At 53.0% G+C, this 17,632-nt stretch carries 12 protein-coding genes; 6 read left to right on the top strand and 6 right to left on the bottom strand.

The features are described from left to right. The first annotated feature begins 6 nt into the window (after positions 1 to 6). A complete protein-coding gene (locus tag AC3GOJ_RS08655; RefSeq protein ID WP_488237064.1) occupies positions 7 to 1,323 on the top strand; it encodes a homoserine dehydrogenase in 1,317 nt (438 codons plus the stop codon). A gap of 66 nt (positions 1,324 to 1,389) precedes the next feature. On the opposite strand, the gene AC3GOJ_RS08650 is transcribed toward AC3GOJ_RS08655, so the two are convergent. Both AC3GOJ_RS08650 and AC3GOJ_RS08645 read right to left on the bottom strand, forming a co-directional pair. Continuing rightward, entirely contained in the window at positions 1,390 to 1,683 is a 294-nt protein-coding gene (locus AC3GOJ_RS08650) for a type II toxin-antitoxin system RelE/ParE family toxin (protein WP_488237063.1), read from the bottom strand. 4 nt (positions 1,684 to 1,687) lie between these two features. Continuing rightward, a complete protein-coding gene (locus tag AC3GOJ_RS08645; RefSeq protein WP_488237062.1) occupies positions 1,688 to 1,957 on the bottom strand; it encodes a type II toxin-antitoxin system ParD family antitoxin in 270 nt (89 codons plus the stop codon). A gap of 258 nt (positions 1,958 to 2,215) precedes the next feature. On the opposite strand from AC3GOJ_RS08645, the gene AC3GOJ_RS08640 reads away from it, so the two are divergent. Further along, positions 2,216 to 4,156, top strand: a complete 1,941-nt coding sequence (locus AC3GOJ_RS08640) for a sensor histidine kinase (RefSeq protein ID WP_488237061.1) — start codon at positions 2,216 to 2,218, stop codon at positions 4,154 to 4,156. A 4-nt stretch (positions 4,157 to 4,160) separates the two neighbouring features. On the opposite strand, the gene AC3GOJ_RS08635 is transcribed toward AC3GOJ_RS08640, so the two are convergent. Further along, a complete protein-coding gene (locus AC3GOJ_RS08635) occupies positions 4,161 to 4,844 on the bottom strand; it encodes a response regulator transcription factor (RefSeq protein ID WP_488237060.1) in 684 nt (227 codons plus the stop codon). 208 nt (positions 4,845 to 5,052) lie between these two features. Here AC3GOJ_RS08635 and AC3GOJ_RS08630 point away from each other — a divergent pair, with 208 nt between their 5' ends. From AC3GOJ_RS08630 to thrC, 3 genes are all read left to right on the top strand, one after another. Continuing rightward, entirely contained in the window at positions 5,053 to 6,477 is a 1,425-nt protein-coding gene (locus tag AC3GOJ_RS08630; RefSeq protein WP_488237059.1) for a hypothetical protein, read from the top strand. 65 nt (positions 6,478 to 6,542) lie between these two features. Further along, positions 6,543 to 8,774, top strand: coding sequence for a hypothetical protein (locus AC3GOJ_RS08625; protein ID WP_488237058.1), 2,232 nt, complete (start codon positions 6,543 to 6,545; stop codon positions 8,772 to 8,774). A gap of 192 nt (positions 8,775 to 8,966) precedes the next feature. Further along, the gene (gene thrC / locus AC3GOJ_RS08620; RefSeq protein ID WP_488237057.1) at positions 8,967 to 10,412 is read left to right on the top strand and encodes a threonine synthase; all 1,446 of its coding nucleotides are present in this window, start codon (positions 8,967 to 8,969) and stop codon (positions 10,410 to 10,412) included. Between the two features lie 68 nt (positions 10,413 to 10,480). Here the strand turns inward: thrC and gcvH are convergent, their stop codons facing one another. The 3 genes from gcvH to AC3GOJ_RS08605 are packed head-to-tail and all read right to left on the bottom strand — an operon-like array spanning position 10,481 to position 13,328. Continuing rightward, positions 10,481 to 10,858, bottom strand: a complete 378-nt coding sequence (gene gcvH, locus AC3GOJ_RS08615; RefSeq protein ID WP_488237056.1) for a glycine cleavage system protein GcvH — start codon at positions 10,856 to 10,858, stop codon at positions 10,481 to 10,483. A gap of 9 nt (positions 10,859 to 10,867) precedes the next feature. Next, the gene (gene nadC / locus AC3GOJ_RS08610) at positions 10,868 to 11,773 is read right to left on the bottom strand and encodes a carboxylating nicotinate-nucleotide diphosphorylase (RefSeq protein ID WP_488237055.1); all 906 of its coding nucleotides are present in this window, start codon (positions 11,771 to 11,773) and stop codon (positions 10,868 to 10,870) included. A gap of 4 nt (positions 11,774 to 11,777) precedes the next feature. Next, on the bottom strand, positions 11,778 to 13,328 hold the full coding sequence (locus tag AC3GOJ_RS08605; protein WP_488237054.1) for an NAD(P)H-hydrate dehydratase: 1,551 nt from the start codon (positions 13,326 to 13,328) through the stop codon (positions 11,778 to 11,780). A 156-nt stretch (positions 13,329 to 13,484) separates the two neighbouring features. On the opposite strand from AC3GOJ_RS08605, the gene purL reads away from it, so the two are divergent. Continuing rightward, the gene (purL, locus tag AC3GOJ_RS08600; protein WP_488237053.1) at positions 13,485 to 17,432 is read left to right on the top strand and encodes a phosphoribosylformylglycinamidine synthase; all 3,948 of its coding nucleotides are present in this window, start codon (positions 13,485 to 13,487) and stop codon (positions 17,430 to 17,432) included. Positions 17,433 to 17,632: the final 200 nt, after the last annotated feature.

Raw genomic sequence — 17,632 nt, 5'->3', positions numbered from 1 at the left:
AACGTCATGAAACTCAATCCGATGCGTGTAGGTCTTTTGGGAATCGGTACCGTCGGTGGCGGCACGTATAACGTGCTGACCCGCAATGCCGAAGAAATTACCCGTCGTGCCGGTCGTCCGATTGAAATTACCGTGGTCGCCGACAAAGACGTCGCGCGCGCCAAAGAGCTCACCGGTGGCAAAGCCCAGGTGACTGATGATGCGTTTGCCGTCGTGAACGATCCCAACGTGGATATCGTCATCGAACTGATCGGTGGTTACGGTGTAGCCAAGGAGCTGGTGCTCAAGGCCATCGAAAACGGCAAGCACGTGATTACCGCCAACAAGGCACTGCTCGCTGTGCATGGCACCGAGATTTTTGCCAAGGCCCAGGAAAAGGGCGTGATGGTGGCGTTTGAAGCCGCTGTCGCCGGTGGTATTCCCATCATCAAGGCCGTGCGCGAAGGTCTGTCGGCCAACCGCATCCAGTGGGTGGCCGGCATCATCAACGGCACCACCAACTTCATCCTGTCGGAAATGCGCGACAAGGGTCTGGCCTTCGCCGATGTGCTCAAAGAAGCGCAGCGTCTGGGTTATGCCGAAGCGGACCCCACCTTTGACGTTGAAGGCGTTGATGCCGCTCATAAGATCACACTGCTGTCGGCACTGGCCTTCGGTATCCCTGTGCAGTTCGACAAGGCACATATTGAAGGCATCTCGAAGCTGGATGCCACCGATATCAAATATGCCGAACAACTGGGCTACCGTATCAAGCTGCTGGGCATCACCCGTCGTCGCGAGAATGGCGTCGAGTTGCGCGTACACCCGACGCTGGTACCGGCCAAGCGCCTGATCGCCAATGTCGAAGGCGCCATGAATGCCGTGCTGGTCCAGGCGGATGCCGTGGGTTCGACCCTGTATTACGGCAAGGGCGCTGGTGCCGAGCCGACCGCGTCGGCCGTGATTGCCGACGTGGTGGATGTCACCCGTCTGTCGACCGCCGACCCGGAAAACCGCGTACCGCATCTGGCCTTCCAGCCGGACGCACTGGCCAACCTGCCGATCCTGCCGATTGGCGAAGTGGAGTGCGGCAACTACCTGCGCCTGCGCGTGGCCGACCAGCCAGGTGTGCTGGCTGAAATCACCCGAATTCTGGCCGACCGCAATATCTCGATCGATGCGCTACTGCAGCGTGAGCCGGAAGAAGGTGAAGACCAAACCGATCTGATCATCCTGACCCACGTCTGCCGTGAGCAGGATGTGCTGAATGCCATGGACGTAATCGGCAAACTGCCGGTGGTCAAGGGTGCGGTAACGCGCCTGCGTCTGGAAAATCTGCAGTAATCGGAGCGTTACTCAATCATCAAAGGGGTAGGCTGAGGCCTACCCCTTTTTATTTCTGCTTGTGAATTAATCCTCGAACTGGGATTCAATATCCAATGATGCGTGTAGCACTCGCACGATGTCTATGCCTGTTTCCATGACCAAATAGAAAATAACGTAACGCCCTACAGAAAAACTGCGAAGTCCTGGTGCGAGTTCTTCACGTGGACGGCCGATATAGGGTGTAGTGGCGATCAACTTGAGCTGTGCCTCAATCCGGTCCAGCCATCGATCTGCGGCATCTATGTTGTCTTCCGCGATGAAATGCCAGATGGCTTCTAAATCATCGAGCGCAAGCGATCGCCGATTAATCGAAGCCATTAACTTAGGCCGCTACTTTGTTTTTCCGGGATTTTTCTGTTCTAAGACGCTGTTTCAGATCGGCCATATCAAGAGGTTCTGAAGGACCGCTTTCTAAACCGCGTTGAATTTCCTGCTGCAATTGACCCAGCCTAACGGCACGGTATGTATCTTGTTCTTGCATCAAGCGAAGTGCATCTCGCACCACTTCACTGGCGGAGTTATATAGGCCAGATGAAACCTTGTTGCGGACCATTTCTTCAAGCTTTTCCGTAAGGTTAATGTTCATGCCCATTTTGGCTACCTCCATGATCAGTAATTGCGCTCATTGTATCAAAGATGGATATCTGTTGATGTCGAGTTAAAGCCGATTTTGCCGGTGGTCAAGGGTGCCGTTACGCGCCTGCGTCTGGAAAACCTGCAGTAATTTGGCACTCTGAGGTGCTAAAGGGGTAGGCTGAGGCCACCCCTTTTTTTGGCCGATTCGAGGTGAAATGATTGAGGCTTTGGCACGGCCTCAATACATACACTGCCCTTGGCTTTTTGAGGTCTTATGACTAGTATCATTCGTTTGATGAAAGCTAAGTTTCTCACGCTGTGTGTTCTGATTTTTACAGCTTGGTCTGCTCACGCGCTCGAGATAGGCCCGGATCAGACCCATGCAAACCTGGTTTCTGCAATACGGATACTTGAAGACCCTAGAGGGAAATTAGGATTTGAGGAGATTCGCTCGCCCTCATTTTCCCGTGAATTTGTTGCACCATCACTGCCTTCTGGTGACGACATTAATCTCGGTTTTAGCCAGGGTGCCTACTGGTTAAAGCTGACGCTATCCCGTGAGGCCGCTACACAATCTGAGTGGGTTCTCAACATTCCATTTCAGTCACTGGATTATTTAACCCTCTACGCGCCCGGTAAGACACCGGTTGTTACAGGCAATTTGGCAGCATTTGAATCCCGACCAATCAGAAGCCCTTACTTTGCGTTCCCCGTTTCGTTAGATACGAGTCAGCAGGACTTCTATTTGAGAGTCAGCTCGCAATATGCCACAACTATCCCTATCGAGATCTCAACACCACAGGCCTTCGACAACGCCGCCCAAGACACAGCATTTATACAGGCCCTCTACTATGGCGAACTCCTGGGCCTTGCAATCTACAACCTGTTGCTTTTCTTCTACCTGAGAGAACGCAGCTTTCTCTTCTACACGTTGTTTGCGATCTCTCTCGGTTTGGGCATATTCGCCGGCAACGGCTATGGGCGCATGTACCTTTGGCAAGATCAGCCCTACTGGGATGAAGTCGCGCAATCCGCGTGCCTGAGCCTGGCGGCCATGTTTGGCATTCTTTTTACCAACAGTTTTCTCAGAGTCGAGAGTTTATCCCCGTCATTACATAAAGTCCTCGTGGCTCTGGCTTTGGTTATGGGTGGCCTCTCACTCTCCATGTCGTTGGCGCACGCCATGGAAATACCCACGAGTTATTTATTCATGACATTTCTTGTGTTGGCTCCGGTAACGACGCTCTTGCTCATCAGCGCGGGCATCATGGCCCAGAGAGCTGGTCGGCGCGAGGCACGTTTCTTTCTATTGGCCTGGGGTATCCTCTGGACGGGGGCGATGATTGCAGCATTACGTGCATTTGGTGTGGTACCAACAACGACATTTACCGCTTCTGCAACGCAAATCAGTTCTGCTTTTGAAATGTTGCTCCTGTCATTTGCTCTTGCAGACCGTATACGCCTCGAACGTCAGGCACGCGAAAAGGCGCAACTCGAAAAAATGGCTGCGGAACAATCTCTCAAAAGTGAACAGAAATTCCGGGAGTTCTACACCCGATTTGGTGCTTATGTCTCCCATGAGTTTCGAAGCCCGCTGAATCTGATTGAAAGCCAAGTGGCCCTCTACCAGCGCGAACGACTGAGAAATATTGATAACGGGGAAGAGCGACTCAGAAACATCGGGAATGCCACTCACCATCTTTCGGAGTTGTTTGAACGTTGGTTACAAACAGATCGCCTTAACTATGTATTGACCAAAGAGGCATCAGAAAAAATTGACCTGAATCACTGGTTGCCTGAGTTCGTCACTACTGCGCAACAGTTGTATTTTTCTTACGAATTGGTTTTAGACACGATTAAACAACCTGTCACACTTTATGCGGACACGCGACTTTTAAAAACAGCCCTGATCAATTTGATCGATAACGCCTGTAAGTATTCAGAGCCTTCACAGATCGTTCGTATCGGTGTGATCGTGGAGTTCGAAAGAATCGGGTTGTTTGTCGCTGATTCTGGAGTGGGCATCGCTCAAGAGAACCACGAAAAAATATTTGACGAGTATTTCCGGTGTGACACCACGAAGCGTGTTCATGGCATCGGTCTGGGTCTGAGTTTTGTAAAACAGATCATGCTGCTACACGAGGGTGACATGAGTTTAGAAAGCACCCCGGGTGCTGGAAGTATTTTTTTCTTGTGGTTCTCGGCTCAGAGATAAAACGCTAAAACTTGCTAATCTGACCGTTGAACACGTAACCTTTGCCATAGACCGTTGTCAGCGGTAGCGCTTCTATCCCAGAAGCCTTGGCCTTTAGTCGAAATCGACGCACAAGCGTCTCAAGACGGCGGATATCGCAATGATCAGGATTTTCGCCAAGCGCCTCAAGGATGGTATTTCTGTGAATCGTAATTCCCGGTTGCTCAATAAAACAACTGATCAGCGCTAATTCATTTTGATTCAGCGGGACCGCTTGACCCTCTGGATTGCAGAGGCGCCAACTTGCGGCGTGAAGAATCCAATCGCTATTTTTCTCTGTGTTTGATTGGGTTCTTCTGGAAAGTCGCTTAAGAAGTGACACCAGTTCATCAGTCCGTATCGGTTTGACAAGATAGTAATCTGCATCGGCATCAATGCCCTGAATCCGATCCTCGACCAGGCCATTGCAAGAAATAATAATGACAGGGCCCGATTCAGAGAGTCGATGCATCTTGATCACATCGAGACCATCGCCATCCGGCAAGCCTCGGTCAACAATCAGTACATCGCAATCGTGTGACTGACGCCAGGCTCGGTAGCTGGAAATCGTGCCGACAGAATCCGCCGCGAAACCTTCCAGATTGAGAACGTCTCTTAACGCATTCCCAAACAGTAAGTCATCATCGACGACAAGAATTCTTAGAGGCATTGGCTCGTTTTTTCAGGTTTGCAGCAGGGCATCGTATCCTTATTTGTCCCGCAAGCCAACAGCGGTTATTGATCTATAAAATTGAATCCAGCTTGGTTCGAGAACTGATGAGTTTCTGACGGAATTGGTTGGATTTTGTTGGGGACATAGGCGTTAGCGTGTTGTTAATCTGTAAAAAACTCTTTTTTGAGATTATTGAAAGATTGCCATGCGCAAAAAAATACTTGTCTGTCTTCTTCCTGTCATCGGATCATTGGCATTAATGGGTTGTGGCAGCGGCTCCAGCTCATCCTCATCGTCTCAGGCAGCACCCCAAACGGGTCAAAAAATTGATACAAGCCTTGAGGTCAACGGGGTTGCAGTGGAGTCTAAAACCTACACCGTCTATGGTGTGGTGGACGACAAGGGTACCCTGACTGATAAGGCACAAACCACCCAGATCGATCAGACGCTCCCAAAAGTAGTCATTTTGAGTGCGGGGTCTTCGGTCAAAAATGGGGCAGTGTCCGCTACAAAGCTGGCGCAATACCGCAGTTGCTACAACGACTTCTGGGCGAGTATGCAATCCCGGCTTCCGGGTCGTACCACGGCACAGATTACGCAGCGTCTGAATGACTTCAACATGACGATCGATCAGCTCTGCGATTATCAGACAGCCTCCGGACTCACGGTCGATGGGTATGTCGAGCTCTTCCAGGTAGTCGAAAAGTACTGGCCAGATGATCCCACCATTAACAATCGAATTTCCCGGTTCTTTGCAGATCTTCATGTCTCCGCGGCCGACTTTAAAGCCACGCTTTTGGCAACCGGTTACACCTGGGATGATTTTGTAAAGCGTATCGCGGCCCAGAAGGGCAATGGCAGTCAATTCATCAATGAATTTGCCACATCGAACAAAACGCTCGGCGCCTTTTTGCGCGACTACATGACAAGGCCCGTCACCCTGGCGGCCATCGCTCAAACCCACCTCAACCAGCTGAGCGCTTACCTGATCAAATCCGTCAATAAAAACGTGCAATTGGCGATGGGTAAGCCCGCAATCCTGGCCCAGACCACTCCTGCACCTAGCGATTACACATTTGATAATTTATTGGAGGATTTTGGATCGGCGCTGACTACTCTGAGCAGTGCCTTTAGCGTTGCCGAACAAGCCATTGAACTTGGCCAGGCCGCGTGGCAATTTTTAGAAAGTCATGCAGGCACCATGCAGCCCTTGGCGGGGACTGCCCGTACCTATGTCTTGAGTAACGAGCCGGACCCACTCAAGTATGAGTTCACAAAAAATTCACGTAGTCAGATCGTTCGATTCTCGGCAAGAAGCTTCATAGGAGATCGCGTTGAATTCTGCACAACCGACCTTCAACTTTCAGTGGATTACGGGGCGACCCGACCTGAGTTCGCCGGTAAATGGATGCCCGATATTCGAGTGCTGGTCAAGGATTCTTCTGTGCCCTGGGGTTGGACGCTCTCGGGCTACTCGGCGCTCAGTTATCTTAAAAACCGCGGCAGTATTGAAAATCCAATCCCGGAAGTGGGCGTCGATGTGCTCGTCACGGCGAAGCGATTTGCCACAATCAACCAGACCATCAGTTTCTCGGCCAATGCCGAAACGGGCGCAGCTTACCAACAGTAGTGCCTAATCAGCCCCTGGTCGAACCCGATTAGCGAAAAAACGAAGCATCTGACAGAGGACTCATCATGAAATCCATTCTTGTACTCGCGGCTACTGCCTTGGCCCTCATGCTTTCTGGCTGCGGTGGTGGCAGTTCAAATGACAATTCGGCCGCATCTGCGCCCGAAAGAACGCACTTTGTGATTAAGAATTCACAAAGTCAGGACATCGCAAAGATCACCTATGTGTCAGATGACAACGAAACAATCTTTGACACGAATTTTACATGTAAGGTCAATGAGCAATGCGACTACTACGCTGTAGTCGGTAAGTCAGGCACAGTCTTTCTCTACAATCAGAGCAATGTCCTCCTCTCGGCATACCCATTAGCAGAAGCGCCCACATACATTCAATTTATAACCCCAAGTGACCATATGACAGGGGTGTATGTGTATCAGTCACTGGTAAAAAAATACGCGTTAACAAACTTTACGGCAAACGAGAAACTGGCCACATTTTTTAGTAATTTCCCCGGCAGTGATGGCGTCGTTAATATTTATGCCAGACTCGGCCAATATTACAAAAAAGAAGTTGTCGGCAAAGGGGTTGGATTCAACGAATTTTTGCAACAAACCAACGCTAGCTTAACCAATGGCCAAGTGCTGCAAAGCGGTTATGTGTTTGCGCTATACGACTTCAATAGCATCTTGGCGTACATCAAAGGGCATTTGAACATTCAGATGATCTCTACTGCCTATGCTAACGCGGGATGCACTACCTTGGGCGCTCTTTTGCCAGGTGTTGGAGAGGTGATGGAATTTTTTCCCGGCATCGGTACGGTGATAAATGGGGTGTTGTCAGCAAGTGAAAGTTTAGTGAATGAGGCCTGCGATGATACCAGTGACCAACTAAAAGTGATTAACGAAAAACTTGACCGGATTTCTGCGGATTTAAAGGCACAAAACAGAACGCTGTCAGCGATTGCTGATTCAATCAATAAAGAGCGTGTGGCATTGGTTTATAGAGAAATGGTCTCTGCTAAGAGAGAGCTTTCCATGTATACGGATCTCTATGTCACGCTGCTCGGTACTCAATACAAGACGTTGTCAGAATATGTCAAGGCTCAAGGGGGTTTGCAAAAAGCCTACGAGAAAAGCCCTAACTTTGCAAAGCTCGTAAAGAGCGGCAATCAGCAAGGTCTGCAGCACTACGTCAGTGTTTTGGAAACCGTTGGCGATACGGACGAATTGAATAATCTGGCTGATTCGCTCAGGGCTTACTGCAAGTACATGGACACGGAAACCGGGGATTTGGCAGAAAAAAGAATTCAGTGCAATCTGTGGCAATTACGCTATAACACATTTGTTATGGCAACCTGGGCAAACAATGAAGTGATTTTAAGAGACATTGTTGGCACGATTGATGAATACAAATCTAGTGAGAGCTCATTCATCAACAACAATCTGGTTCTGCCTGGTGCGGGGTCAATGCAAAATCTAAGCTGGTCCAATTGGCACACAGACTATTTTAGCCCCAGAATGAAAGCGCTGAGCGACTATTTAGCTACGGGTGCACCGACAACGCCATCAGAACATGGCATGTTTCCAATGGCCCGAGAATTGAATACGGTTGCTAAAAATAATTGGGATATCGAAGGTCGTCTGAAACTATTAGGGTGCTCAGTAACAAGTTGGTTGCCAAGTCAGGCTAAAATTATTGCATATTGCAAAGAACCTAACGATTGGGCTACCTATTATTTCTACAGTGAGGTTTACTACAAGAATGATGATGATCTTGTAAACTTTGCAGGTGTTCTTGTGCCAAGAAATATGAGGGACTACACTACTACTTGGGATAGTATTCCTAGTAATACTGAGTCTCTTGAGAATAACCTGGTGTTAAAAAATTCAAGAAGCTCAAATTTTGAAACGATGTCAATGTTTGACACTATGATCTATAGTAACAATGCTTGGGCTGCTAACGCAACAAGGCCCACAACGCAGTTCCAATTTGTCAATGGTGATCTTAGGTTTGTATTTGATAATTCATATATTAAACGTTATCTATTTTACCGTTTGACAGATAAAACTGTTACACCAAATGTATCGTATATATTCGGAAATATTTTTAGAAGCAGTCAGAGCGCTAGTGATATTGGTTATTCTAGAATGTTTTGCGTAACAGATGGATGCCAGTATCAAGGCCATCGTCTAGGCTTTAGGGGGGGGCCTCAAAATATCTGGTATGGCATACATGTGCCTGGCTTAGACCCGCACACGGTTCAGTGGGAGATCAACGGCCAGAAGCAAGCGTATTAATTTTTTGGAACCACAGGGCCGATGAGGCCTTGTGTGTCTATTTCCAATATTTTTGCAACCGCATATTTCTGGAAATATCTAACTTTCTGCAGAAGCTTTTGGGGCACAGAAGCCACAACTAGTCAGTTGGGTTAGAGGCGTTTCCTGCACTTTTCTGTAAAATTGAGTTTTTCTCAATTCGAGTAAGCGTCAATGCGTTATATCTCCACGCGCGGCCAATCGCCGGCACAGGGTTTCTGCGACATTCTGCTGGGCGGCTTGGCGCCGGATGGTGGTTTGTATCTGCCGGAAAGCTATCCACAAATTACCCGTGCCGAGCTGGATGCCTGGCGCGGTCTGTCATATGCCGATCTGGCCTTCGAGATCCTGAGCAAGTTCATCACCGATATCCCGACGGCTGATCTGAAGGCGATTTGCCAGAAGACCTACACACCGGGGGTTTATTGCTACACGCGTGATGGCAGCAACGCCAACGATATTACGCCGATCACCTGGTTGAACCAGAACCGTCTGGGTCTGCAGGAACTGTCGAATGGCCCAACGCTGGCCTTTAAAGACATGGCCATGCAGTTGCTCGGCAATCTGTTCGAGTACGTGCTGACGAAGCGTGGCGAAAGCATCAATATTCTGGGCGCCACCTCGGGTGATACGGGTTCGGCCGCCGAATACGCCATGCGTGGCAAAGACGGCGTGACAGTCTTCATGCTGTCGCCAGACGGCAAGATGTCAGCCTTCCAGCGTGCGCAGATGTATTCGCTGCAAGATAAAAACATCTATAACCTGGCTGTGCGCGGCATGTTTGACGATGCGCAGGATATCGTCAAAGCAGTGTCGAACGACGCCGAATTCAAGGCCAAGTACCGTATCGGTGCCGTGAACTCGATCAACTGGGCGCGCGTTGCTGCCCAGATCGTGTACTACTTCCAGGGGTATTTACTGGCGACACAGCACAACGATCAGCAGGTAGCCTTCTGTGTGCCGTCGGGTAACTTCGGCAATATCTGTGCGGGTCATATTGCCCGTCAGATGGGTCTGCCGATTGCCAAGCTGATTCTGGCGACGAACGAAAACAATGTGCTCGATGAGTTCTTCCGTACGGGTGTGTATCGTCCGCGTGCGACGGCTGAAACCTATGTGACTTCCAGCCCATCGATGGATATCTCGAAGGCTTCGAATTTCGAACGCTTCATCTTCGATCTGGTTGGTCGCGATCCGGCCAAGGTGCGCGAGCTTTGGGCCAAGGTGGATGCCGGTGGTGCATTCGATCTGACGGGTACGCCGTACTGGGCCGAGATTGCCCAGTATGGTTTTGCATCGGGCGCCAGTTCGCATGCTGATCGTCTGACGACCATTCGCCAGGTCTGGGAGCAGTACCAGGTGATGATTGATACGCATACGGCCGATGGTGTGAAGGTTGCTCAGGAGCAAATTAAACAGCTGCCGGAAGGTGTTGCCATGCTCGTGCTGGAAACAGCACAGCCGGCAAAATTTGCCGAGACAATTCAGGAAGCCATTGGTCAGTTGCCGCAACCGCCGAAAGGATTGGAGCATCTGGAAGGATTGCCGCAACGGGTTGAGGTGATTGATCCGGATGTAAACGTGGTGAAGGCGTTTATTCAGCAACATGTGACTGCCTAAAAGTTAACAGGCACAAAAAACCGGCAGTTGGATCAGATCCACTGCCGGTTTTGTTTTGTAGACACCGCTTAGTTGGCAGCCAGATAGGCGTCGGCCGTCAGCAGACCCTCGTATTCGGACGCATTGCTGGGCTGAATTTTGAACAGCCATGCCGCATAGGCATCTTCGTTAATGCTTTCGGGGGCATCCGCAGCCGCTTCGTTGATGGCAACAATCTTGCCGCTCATCGGAGCGAATACGTCCGAGGCTGTTTTGACAGACTCCACAATGGCGACTTGCTGATTGGCAGCAACATCGCTGCCTACTTCAGGTAGCTGAATAAAGACCAGGTCGCCCAATGTTTCCTGAGCGTGATCAGTAATGCCTACAGTGATGGTGCCATCACTCTCCGGGAGTGCCCACTGGTGTTCGGCGGAGTATTTGCGGTCGTTGGGAGCTTGCGACATGCTGTTTCCTTAAGCGAGATCTTTGAAGCGCATCGACAGGTCGATGGCACGGACATCTTTCGTGAGGCCGCCGATGGAGATTCGATCTACACCGGTTTCGGCAATGGCGCGCACGGTATCCAGGCTCACGCCACCGGAGGCTTCGAGTTTGGCATGGGTGCCGGTTTTGCTGGCCCAGGCATCACGATGGGCAACGCCTTCACGCATCATGGCCAGATCGAAATTATCGAGCAACAGAAAATCGGCGCCGGCAGCCAGTGCTTCGTCGACTTCAGCAATCGATTCGACTTCTACCTGAATAAAGCGGCAGCGGTCTTGGTGTTGTTTGGCAACCGCCTGGGCGGCTTGCACGGCAGACGTAATGCCGCCAGCCGCGAGGATATGATTTTCTTTGATGAGGATCGCGTCCCAAAGCGCGAGGCGATGGTTGCCGCCGCCGCCAACGCGTACAGCGTATTTCTGGGCGAAGCGCAGGCCGGGAATGGTTTTACGGGTATCGACGATCTGGGCTTTGGTGCCCTTAACGGTGTCCACAAAGGTGGCTGCACGCGTGGCGACGCCGGACAGCAGTTGTAAAAAGTTCAGCGCAGCCCGTTCACCAGAAAGCAGGGCGCGCGACGAACCCTGCAGTTCACAGAGCAAGGTATCCGGGCCGACATGATCGCCTTCTTTCACGTGCCAGGTAATTTTGATGGCGGGATCGATTTCGGCAAAGCAGCGGTTGAACCAGTCGATGCCGCAAACGACAGCGGGTTCACGCACGATCACCGTGGCGATGCTGTGGTTGCCTGCAGGTACCAACTCTGCAGTAAGGTCGCCGGCACCGATATCTTCAATGAGCGCCGCGCGCACATTGGCGGCGATTTCGGCATCAAGGTCTAGCGGAAATTCAACGCGCGTTGGGTGATGAGTCATGGTGTCAGATCAGAGAGTTCAATAAGGTGCGTGCAGCCAGTATCACTTCGCTGGCGGTGAGGCCTAATGGACCTTCGCCAGATTCAACACAGACATCGCCTGCGGCACCATGCAGCCAGACGGCGGCGCACAGCGCCTGTTCGGGTGCCATGCCTTGCGCCAGTAATGCTGTGGTAATGCCGGTGAGCACATCGCCCATGCCAGCCGTAGCCATGCCGGGGTTGCCGGTGGTGTTCAGCCACCAACGTCCATCGGGTGTGGCGATAATGCTGCCACAGCCTTTGAGGACAACCGTTGCATGGTATCGCACAGCTATTTCTTTGGCCGCATGAATACGATTGGCTTCGACGGTCGGAATGTCGGTGTTCAGCAGTGCAGCAGCCTCACCGGGGTGCGGTGTCAGCAGGGTGGGTGCATGTCGTGCCGTTACTGCGTTAATCAGGTCGGGGAGCAATACTAGCGCATCGGCATCCAGAACGAGCGGCCCTTCAAAATCCAGGGCGCTGGCGAGTACGGCGCGTGATACGTCTGATCGGCCCAGACCCGGCCCAACACCCAGTGCCGTGAGGGGTGCATCACGCAAACTTGCCGGATCACGGAACATGATTTCCGGTTGCATCGGGTCCAGCGTTGGCGCACCGTTTTGGGCAGTGCCCAGGGCAGCGGCATAAACGCGGCCGGCACCGCTATGCAAAGCGCTGCGGGCGGCAAGTATCAGAGCGCCGGCCATAGACGGGGAGCCGCCCAGCAATCCGGCACTGCCGGCGTCGCCTTTGTTGGCATTGAGCGCGCGTTGCGGCAAATCATCGGCCCAGAGATCCGGATCGTTGAGGTTGCCGGTATCGTCATCACCGGTTGCTTGCAGAAACGCAGGATCGATATCCAGCGTGCACACCTGAACGTCGCCGCTGTGATCGGGACCATCGCCGGTTAACAGGCCGGGTTTGTTGGCAATAAAGGTGAGCGTATGCGTGGCCGTGATGCAGAGTTCTTGTGCACAGCCGGTGTCGCTATTGAGACCAGAGGCGATATCCAGCGCTAACAGCGGGATGTCGTCCAGCAAGCTGAGTGTGTTGGACGTTTCAACCCAAGCGGCATAAGGCACAGTGATTGCCTGATTAAGGCCAATGCCAAAGAGCCCGTCAATAATCAGGCTAAACCGGTAGCCGGTGGTTTCTGGGATGTCCGGGTGCAGAACCCCGCCTGCAGCGAGAAAAGCGGTGTGGGCGGCTTTGGCGTCTGCTGGGGTGCGGTCGTTAGCTGGTAGGCCGACACAGAGGCAGCCATAGCCGAGCGCCATGAGCTCGCGGGCGCAAACCAGCGCATCCCCGCCATTGTTGCCGGGGCCCACCAGCACCAGAATTGGGTCTGGCCGGTCACCGGTGAGTTCCCGCACCCATTGGGCCGCCGCCTGTCCGGCGCGTGCCATGAGCGATTGACCGGGGTTTTGAGCCTGAAACGCGCCCTCAACGGCGCGTAGCCCACGAATCGTAAACAAATGGCTGCGCGTAGCGCTAGAAATCGATGCAAAAGGGTGCAATTGGGCTGAATCCACGGTTTTGCCGCCGGTCAGTGATAAAGCCTTATTTTATCCTGCCGCAGGGGGCTCTCCGCTATAATTCAACCTTCTTTTTAGTCTCTCCGGTAATGCGTTGGCGGCCTCGTAGTTCGGGTCAGTTTTCAGCGTTAGCCGGTTATCTGGGTCTTGCTCATGTCGTCTGTGATTGCTCTGCGTGGTGCTGCTGCACTTTCCGAATTCCGTACGCAACGTTTGCTGGAAAAATTGAAAACGGCCTGGCCGGCAATTAACGGGATCGAGAGTGACTACCTCTATCTGGTTGAGCTTTCAGCGCCGCTCGACGCGGCAGAAACCGAACGACTCAATGCGGTGCTGGAAGCGACCGGTGCGGCAGAGGATCTGGCCGGTGCCTTTATCGTGGCGCCACGTTTGGGGACGATTTCTCCGTGGTCATCCAAGGCGACCGATATCCTGCGTCATTGCGGCCTGGGGAATGTGGTGCGCGTTGAACGCGTCATCCGATTCCAGCCATTAGCTGGCAAGAAAACACCCTCAACCGCTGAGCGTGCTGCACTTACGGCACTGTTGCATGACCGTATGATCGAGACGGTGCTTGATAACGTACAAGCCGCCCATGCACTGTTTGATCATGTGGCTCCGCGCCCGCTGGCAACGGTCGACATCCTGCTGGGTGGCCGCCCGGCACTGGAAGCGGCAAACCGCGATATGGGTCTGGCGCTATCGGATGATGAAGTCGAATATCTGATGAACATCTTCACCGAAGCCGGTCGCAATCCGACGGATGTGGAATTGATGATGTTTGCGCAGGCCAACTCGGAGCACTGCCGCCACAAGATTTTTAATGCCGACTGGATTATCGATGGCGTAACGGAAGCGAAGTCACTGTTCGGCATGATCCGCGACACGCATAACAAAACACCACAAGGTACCGTGGTGGCTTACTCGGATAACGCCGCCATTATGGAAGGTGCCGATGTAGAGCGCTTCTATCCGCAAGCTGATGGCACCTACGCATTTAGCAACGAACTGACGCACTATCTGGCCAAGGTAGAGACACATAACCACCCGACGGCGATTTCACCGTTCCCGGGCGCAGCTACCGGTTCGGGCGGTGAGATTCGTGATGAGGGTGCCACCGGTCGTGGCTCTAAACCGAAAGCAGGCTTGTGCGGCTTCACGGTTTCGAATCTGAATCTGCCGGATGCCAAGCAACCGTGGGAGCGTCCGGCCAGCAAACCGGATCGTATCGCCAGTGCCCTGGACATCATGATCGAAGGCCCGATTGGTGCGGCGGCGTTCAATAACGAATTTGGTCGCCCGAACCTGGCCGGTTACTTCCGTACCTATGAACAAGTCGTGGGTGATACCGTTCATGGCTATCACAAGCCCATCATGATTGCGGGCGGCGTTGGTTCCATTCAGGCCGGCCAGTCTTTCAAGCAGGAAAGTTTCGAGCCGGGCACGCTCTTCGTGCAACTCGGCGGCCCTGGCATGCTGATTGGCCTGGGCGGCGGCGCTGCATCGTCGATGGCCTCTGGCAGCAATCAGGCCGATCTGGACTTTGCCTCCGTACAACGGGGTAATCCGGAAATCGAACGCCGCGCACAGGAAGTGATTGATCGCTGCTGGCAGATGGGTGCCGATAATCCGATTCTGTCGGCGCACGATGTGGGCGCCGGTGGTCTCTCGAATGCCATGCCAGAACTGGCGCACTCGGGTGGTGTGGGTGCCCGCTTCGAGCTGCGTGCCATTCAGAGTGAAGACCCGGGTATGAGCCCGGCCGAACTATGGTGTAACGAAGCCCAGGAACGCTACGTATTGGCCATTGCGGCGAAGGACATCGAACGTTTTGCGGCATTGTGTGAGCGTGAGCGTTGCCCGTTTGCCGTCGTGGGTACCGCCACGGCTGAAGGCCAGCTGATTGTGAGCGATAGTCTGTTTAACAACCATGCCGTGGATATGTCGATGCATGCGCTGCTGGGTAAACCACCCCGCATGACGCGTGATGTAACGCATACACCCGAACAGGCTGCGGCACTGGATGCCGACGCGATTGAATTGAAAGAGGCCGCTTATCGTGTGATGCGTTTGCCATCCGTGGCCGATAAATCATTCCTGATCACCATCGGTGACCGTAGCGTGGGTGGTTTGACTGCCCGCGACCAGATGGTGGGTCCGTGGCAAGTTCCCGTTGCCGATGTGGCCGTAACGGCGATGGGTTACAACACACGCCTCGGCGAAGCCTACGCCATGGGCGAGCGTACACCGGTGGCTGTGCTGGATGCACCGGCTTCGGGTCGTATGGCCGTGGGTGAGGCACTGACGAATCTGGCTGCAGCGCGTGTGAGCAGCATGGCGGATATCAAGCTGTCTGCTAACTGGATGGCTGCTGCGGGTGCGCCGGGTGAAGATGCGCGCCTCTTTGATACGGTAAAAGCTGTTTCAGAACTCTGCCAGGCCATTGATGTGGCCATTCCGGTCGGTAAGGATTCCCTCTCGATGCGTACGCGTTGGGATGAAAATGGCAAGCCGCAAGAAGTGATTTCGCCCCTATCGTTAATCGTCACGGCCTTTGCGCGTGTGCCGGATATCGCTCAGACGCTAACGCCTGAACTGAATCGTGATGAAGCCGATAGTGAACTGATTCTGATTGACCTGGGTAATGGCAAGAACCGTTTGGGCGGTTCTGCACTCGCTCAGGTGTTCGATGCGACCGGTGATGATGCGCCGGACGTAGATGACCCACAACAGCTAAAAGCATTCTATGCAGCAGTGCAATCGCTGAATGAAGATGGCCTCTTGCTGGCCTATCACGACCGTTCGGATGGTGGTCTTTTTGCCGCCGCGGCTGAAATGGCCTTTGCTTCACGTTGCGGTGTAACGATCAACGCCGATATTCTCTGTGTTGATCCAATGGATCAGGACGTAGATTACGATAAGAAGCCAGGCATTCTGCAAGGCCGTCGTAACGAACGCCTACTGCGCGTGCTGTTTAGCGAAGAGCTGGGTGCGCTGATTCAGGTGCGTCGTAGTGATCGCGAAGCGGTGATGGCGCGTCTGCGTACGCATGGTCTGTCACGTTATTCCGAAGTCGTGGGCTACCCGAACCAGACCGACGAGATCCGTGTATCGCATCTGGGCAAAACGGCCTTTGCCGAGCCGCGTGTTGAACTACAGCGTGCCTGGTCGGAAACATCGTTCCGCATCCAGTCACTGCGCGACAACCCGGCCTGTGCACAAGCTGAATACGACCGCATTCTGGATACAAGCGATTGCGGTTTGTTTGCAGCGCTATCGTTCGACCCTGCCGAGAATGTAGCTGCGCCGTTCATTAATAGCGGCGCCCGCCCATCGGTTGCCATTCTGCGTGAGCAGGGCGTGAATGGCCAGGTAGAAATGGCGGCCGCCTTTGATCGTGCCGGTTTTACCGCAGTCGATGTGCACATGAGCGATCTGCTCACGGGCCGTGTCACGCTGGATAAATTTGCTGGCCTGGCTGCCTGTGGTGGTTTTTCCTACGGTGACGTGCTGGGCGCGGGTCAGGGCTGGGCACGCACGATTCTGTTTAACGAACGTCTGCGCGAAGGTTTTTCAACCTTCTTCCAACGCGGCGACAGCTTTGCATTGGGCGTTTGTAATGGTTGCCAGATGATGAGCACCTTGCAGGATCTCATCCCCGGTGCCGATCATTGGCCACGTTTTGTGCGTAACCTGAGTGAGCAGTTCGAAGCGCGCCTGGTTATGGCCGAAGTGCCACATTCGCCATCGCTGTTCATGGCAGGTATGCAGGGTAGCAAGCTGCCGGTGATTGTGTCTCACGGCGAAGGTCGTGCCAAGTTTGCCAAGGCCGACGATCTGGCCAAGGTGCCTGTGGCACTGCGTTACATTGATAGCCAGGGTGCCGCTACCGAGCGCTATCCGTTCAACCCGAACGGTTCGCCACAGGGTGTTGCTGGTGTTACGACGCCAGATGGCCGCTTTACCGTGATGATGCCGCACCCGGAACGTACCTTCCGTACGCTGCAGATGTCGTGGTTCCCCGGTAAGTTCAATGAGGTCTGGGGTGAAGATGGCCCATGGCTACGCATGTTCCGTAATGCGCGTAAGTCGCTGGGCTGATTGCTAAGCAGCATCAATAAAAATGGGAGGCCTAGGCCTCCCGTTTTATTTGAGCGCTGATTCAGATTACTGAGTCCGCGCTGAACAACCCATCATTTTCATCAGGCGGGCTGCAGCGCTGGGGTTGGCTGAGATAGATGAGCCAGAATCTGCTGCCAGATTTGGGTACAAAGAAGCTGCAGCTTCTTGAGCAGCAGGCG

The sequence above is a fragment of the Fluviibacter sp. genome, from assembly GCF_057744235.1.
The sequence above is the reverse complement of the archived record's forward strand: the minus strand, read 5'-3'. Positions and strand labels throughout refer to the sequence as shown.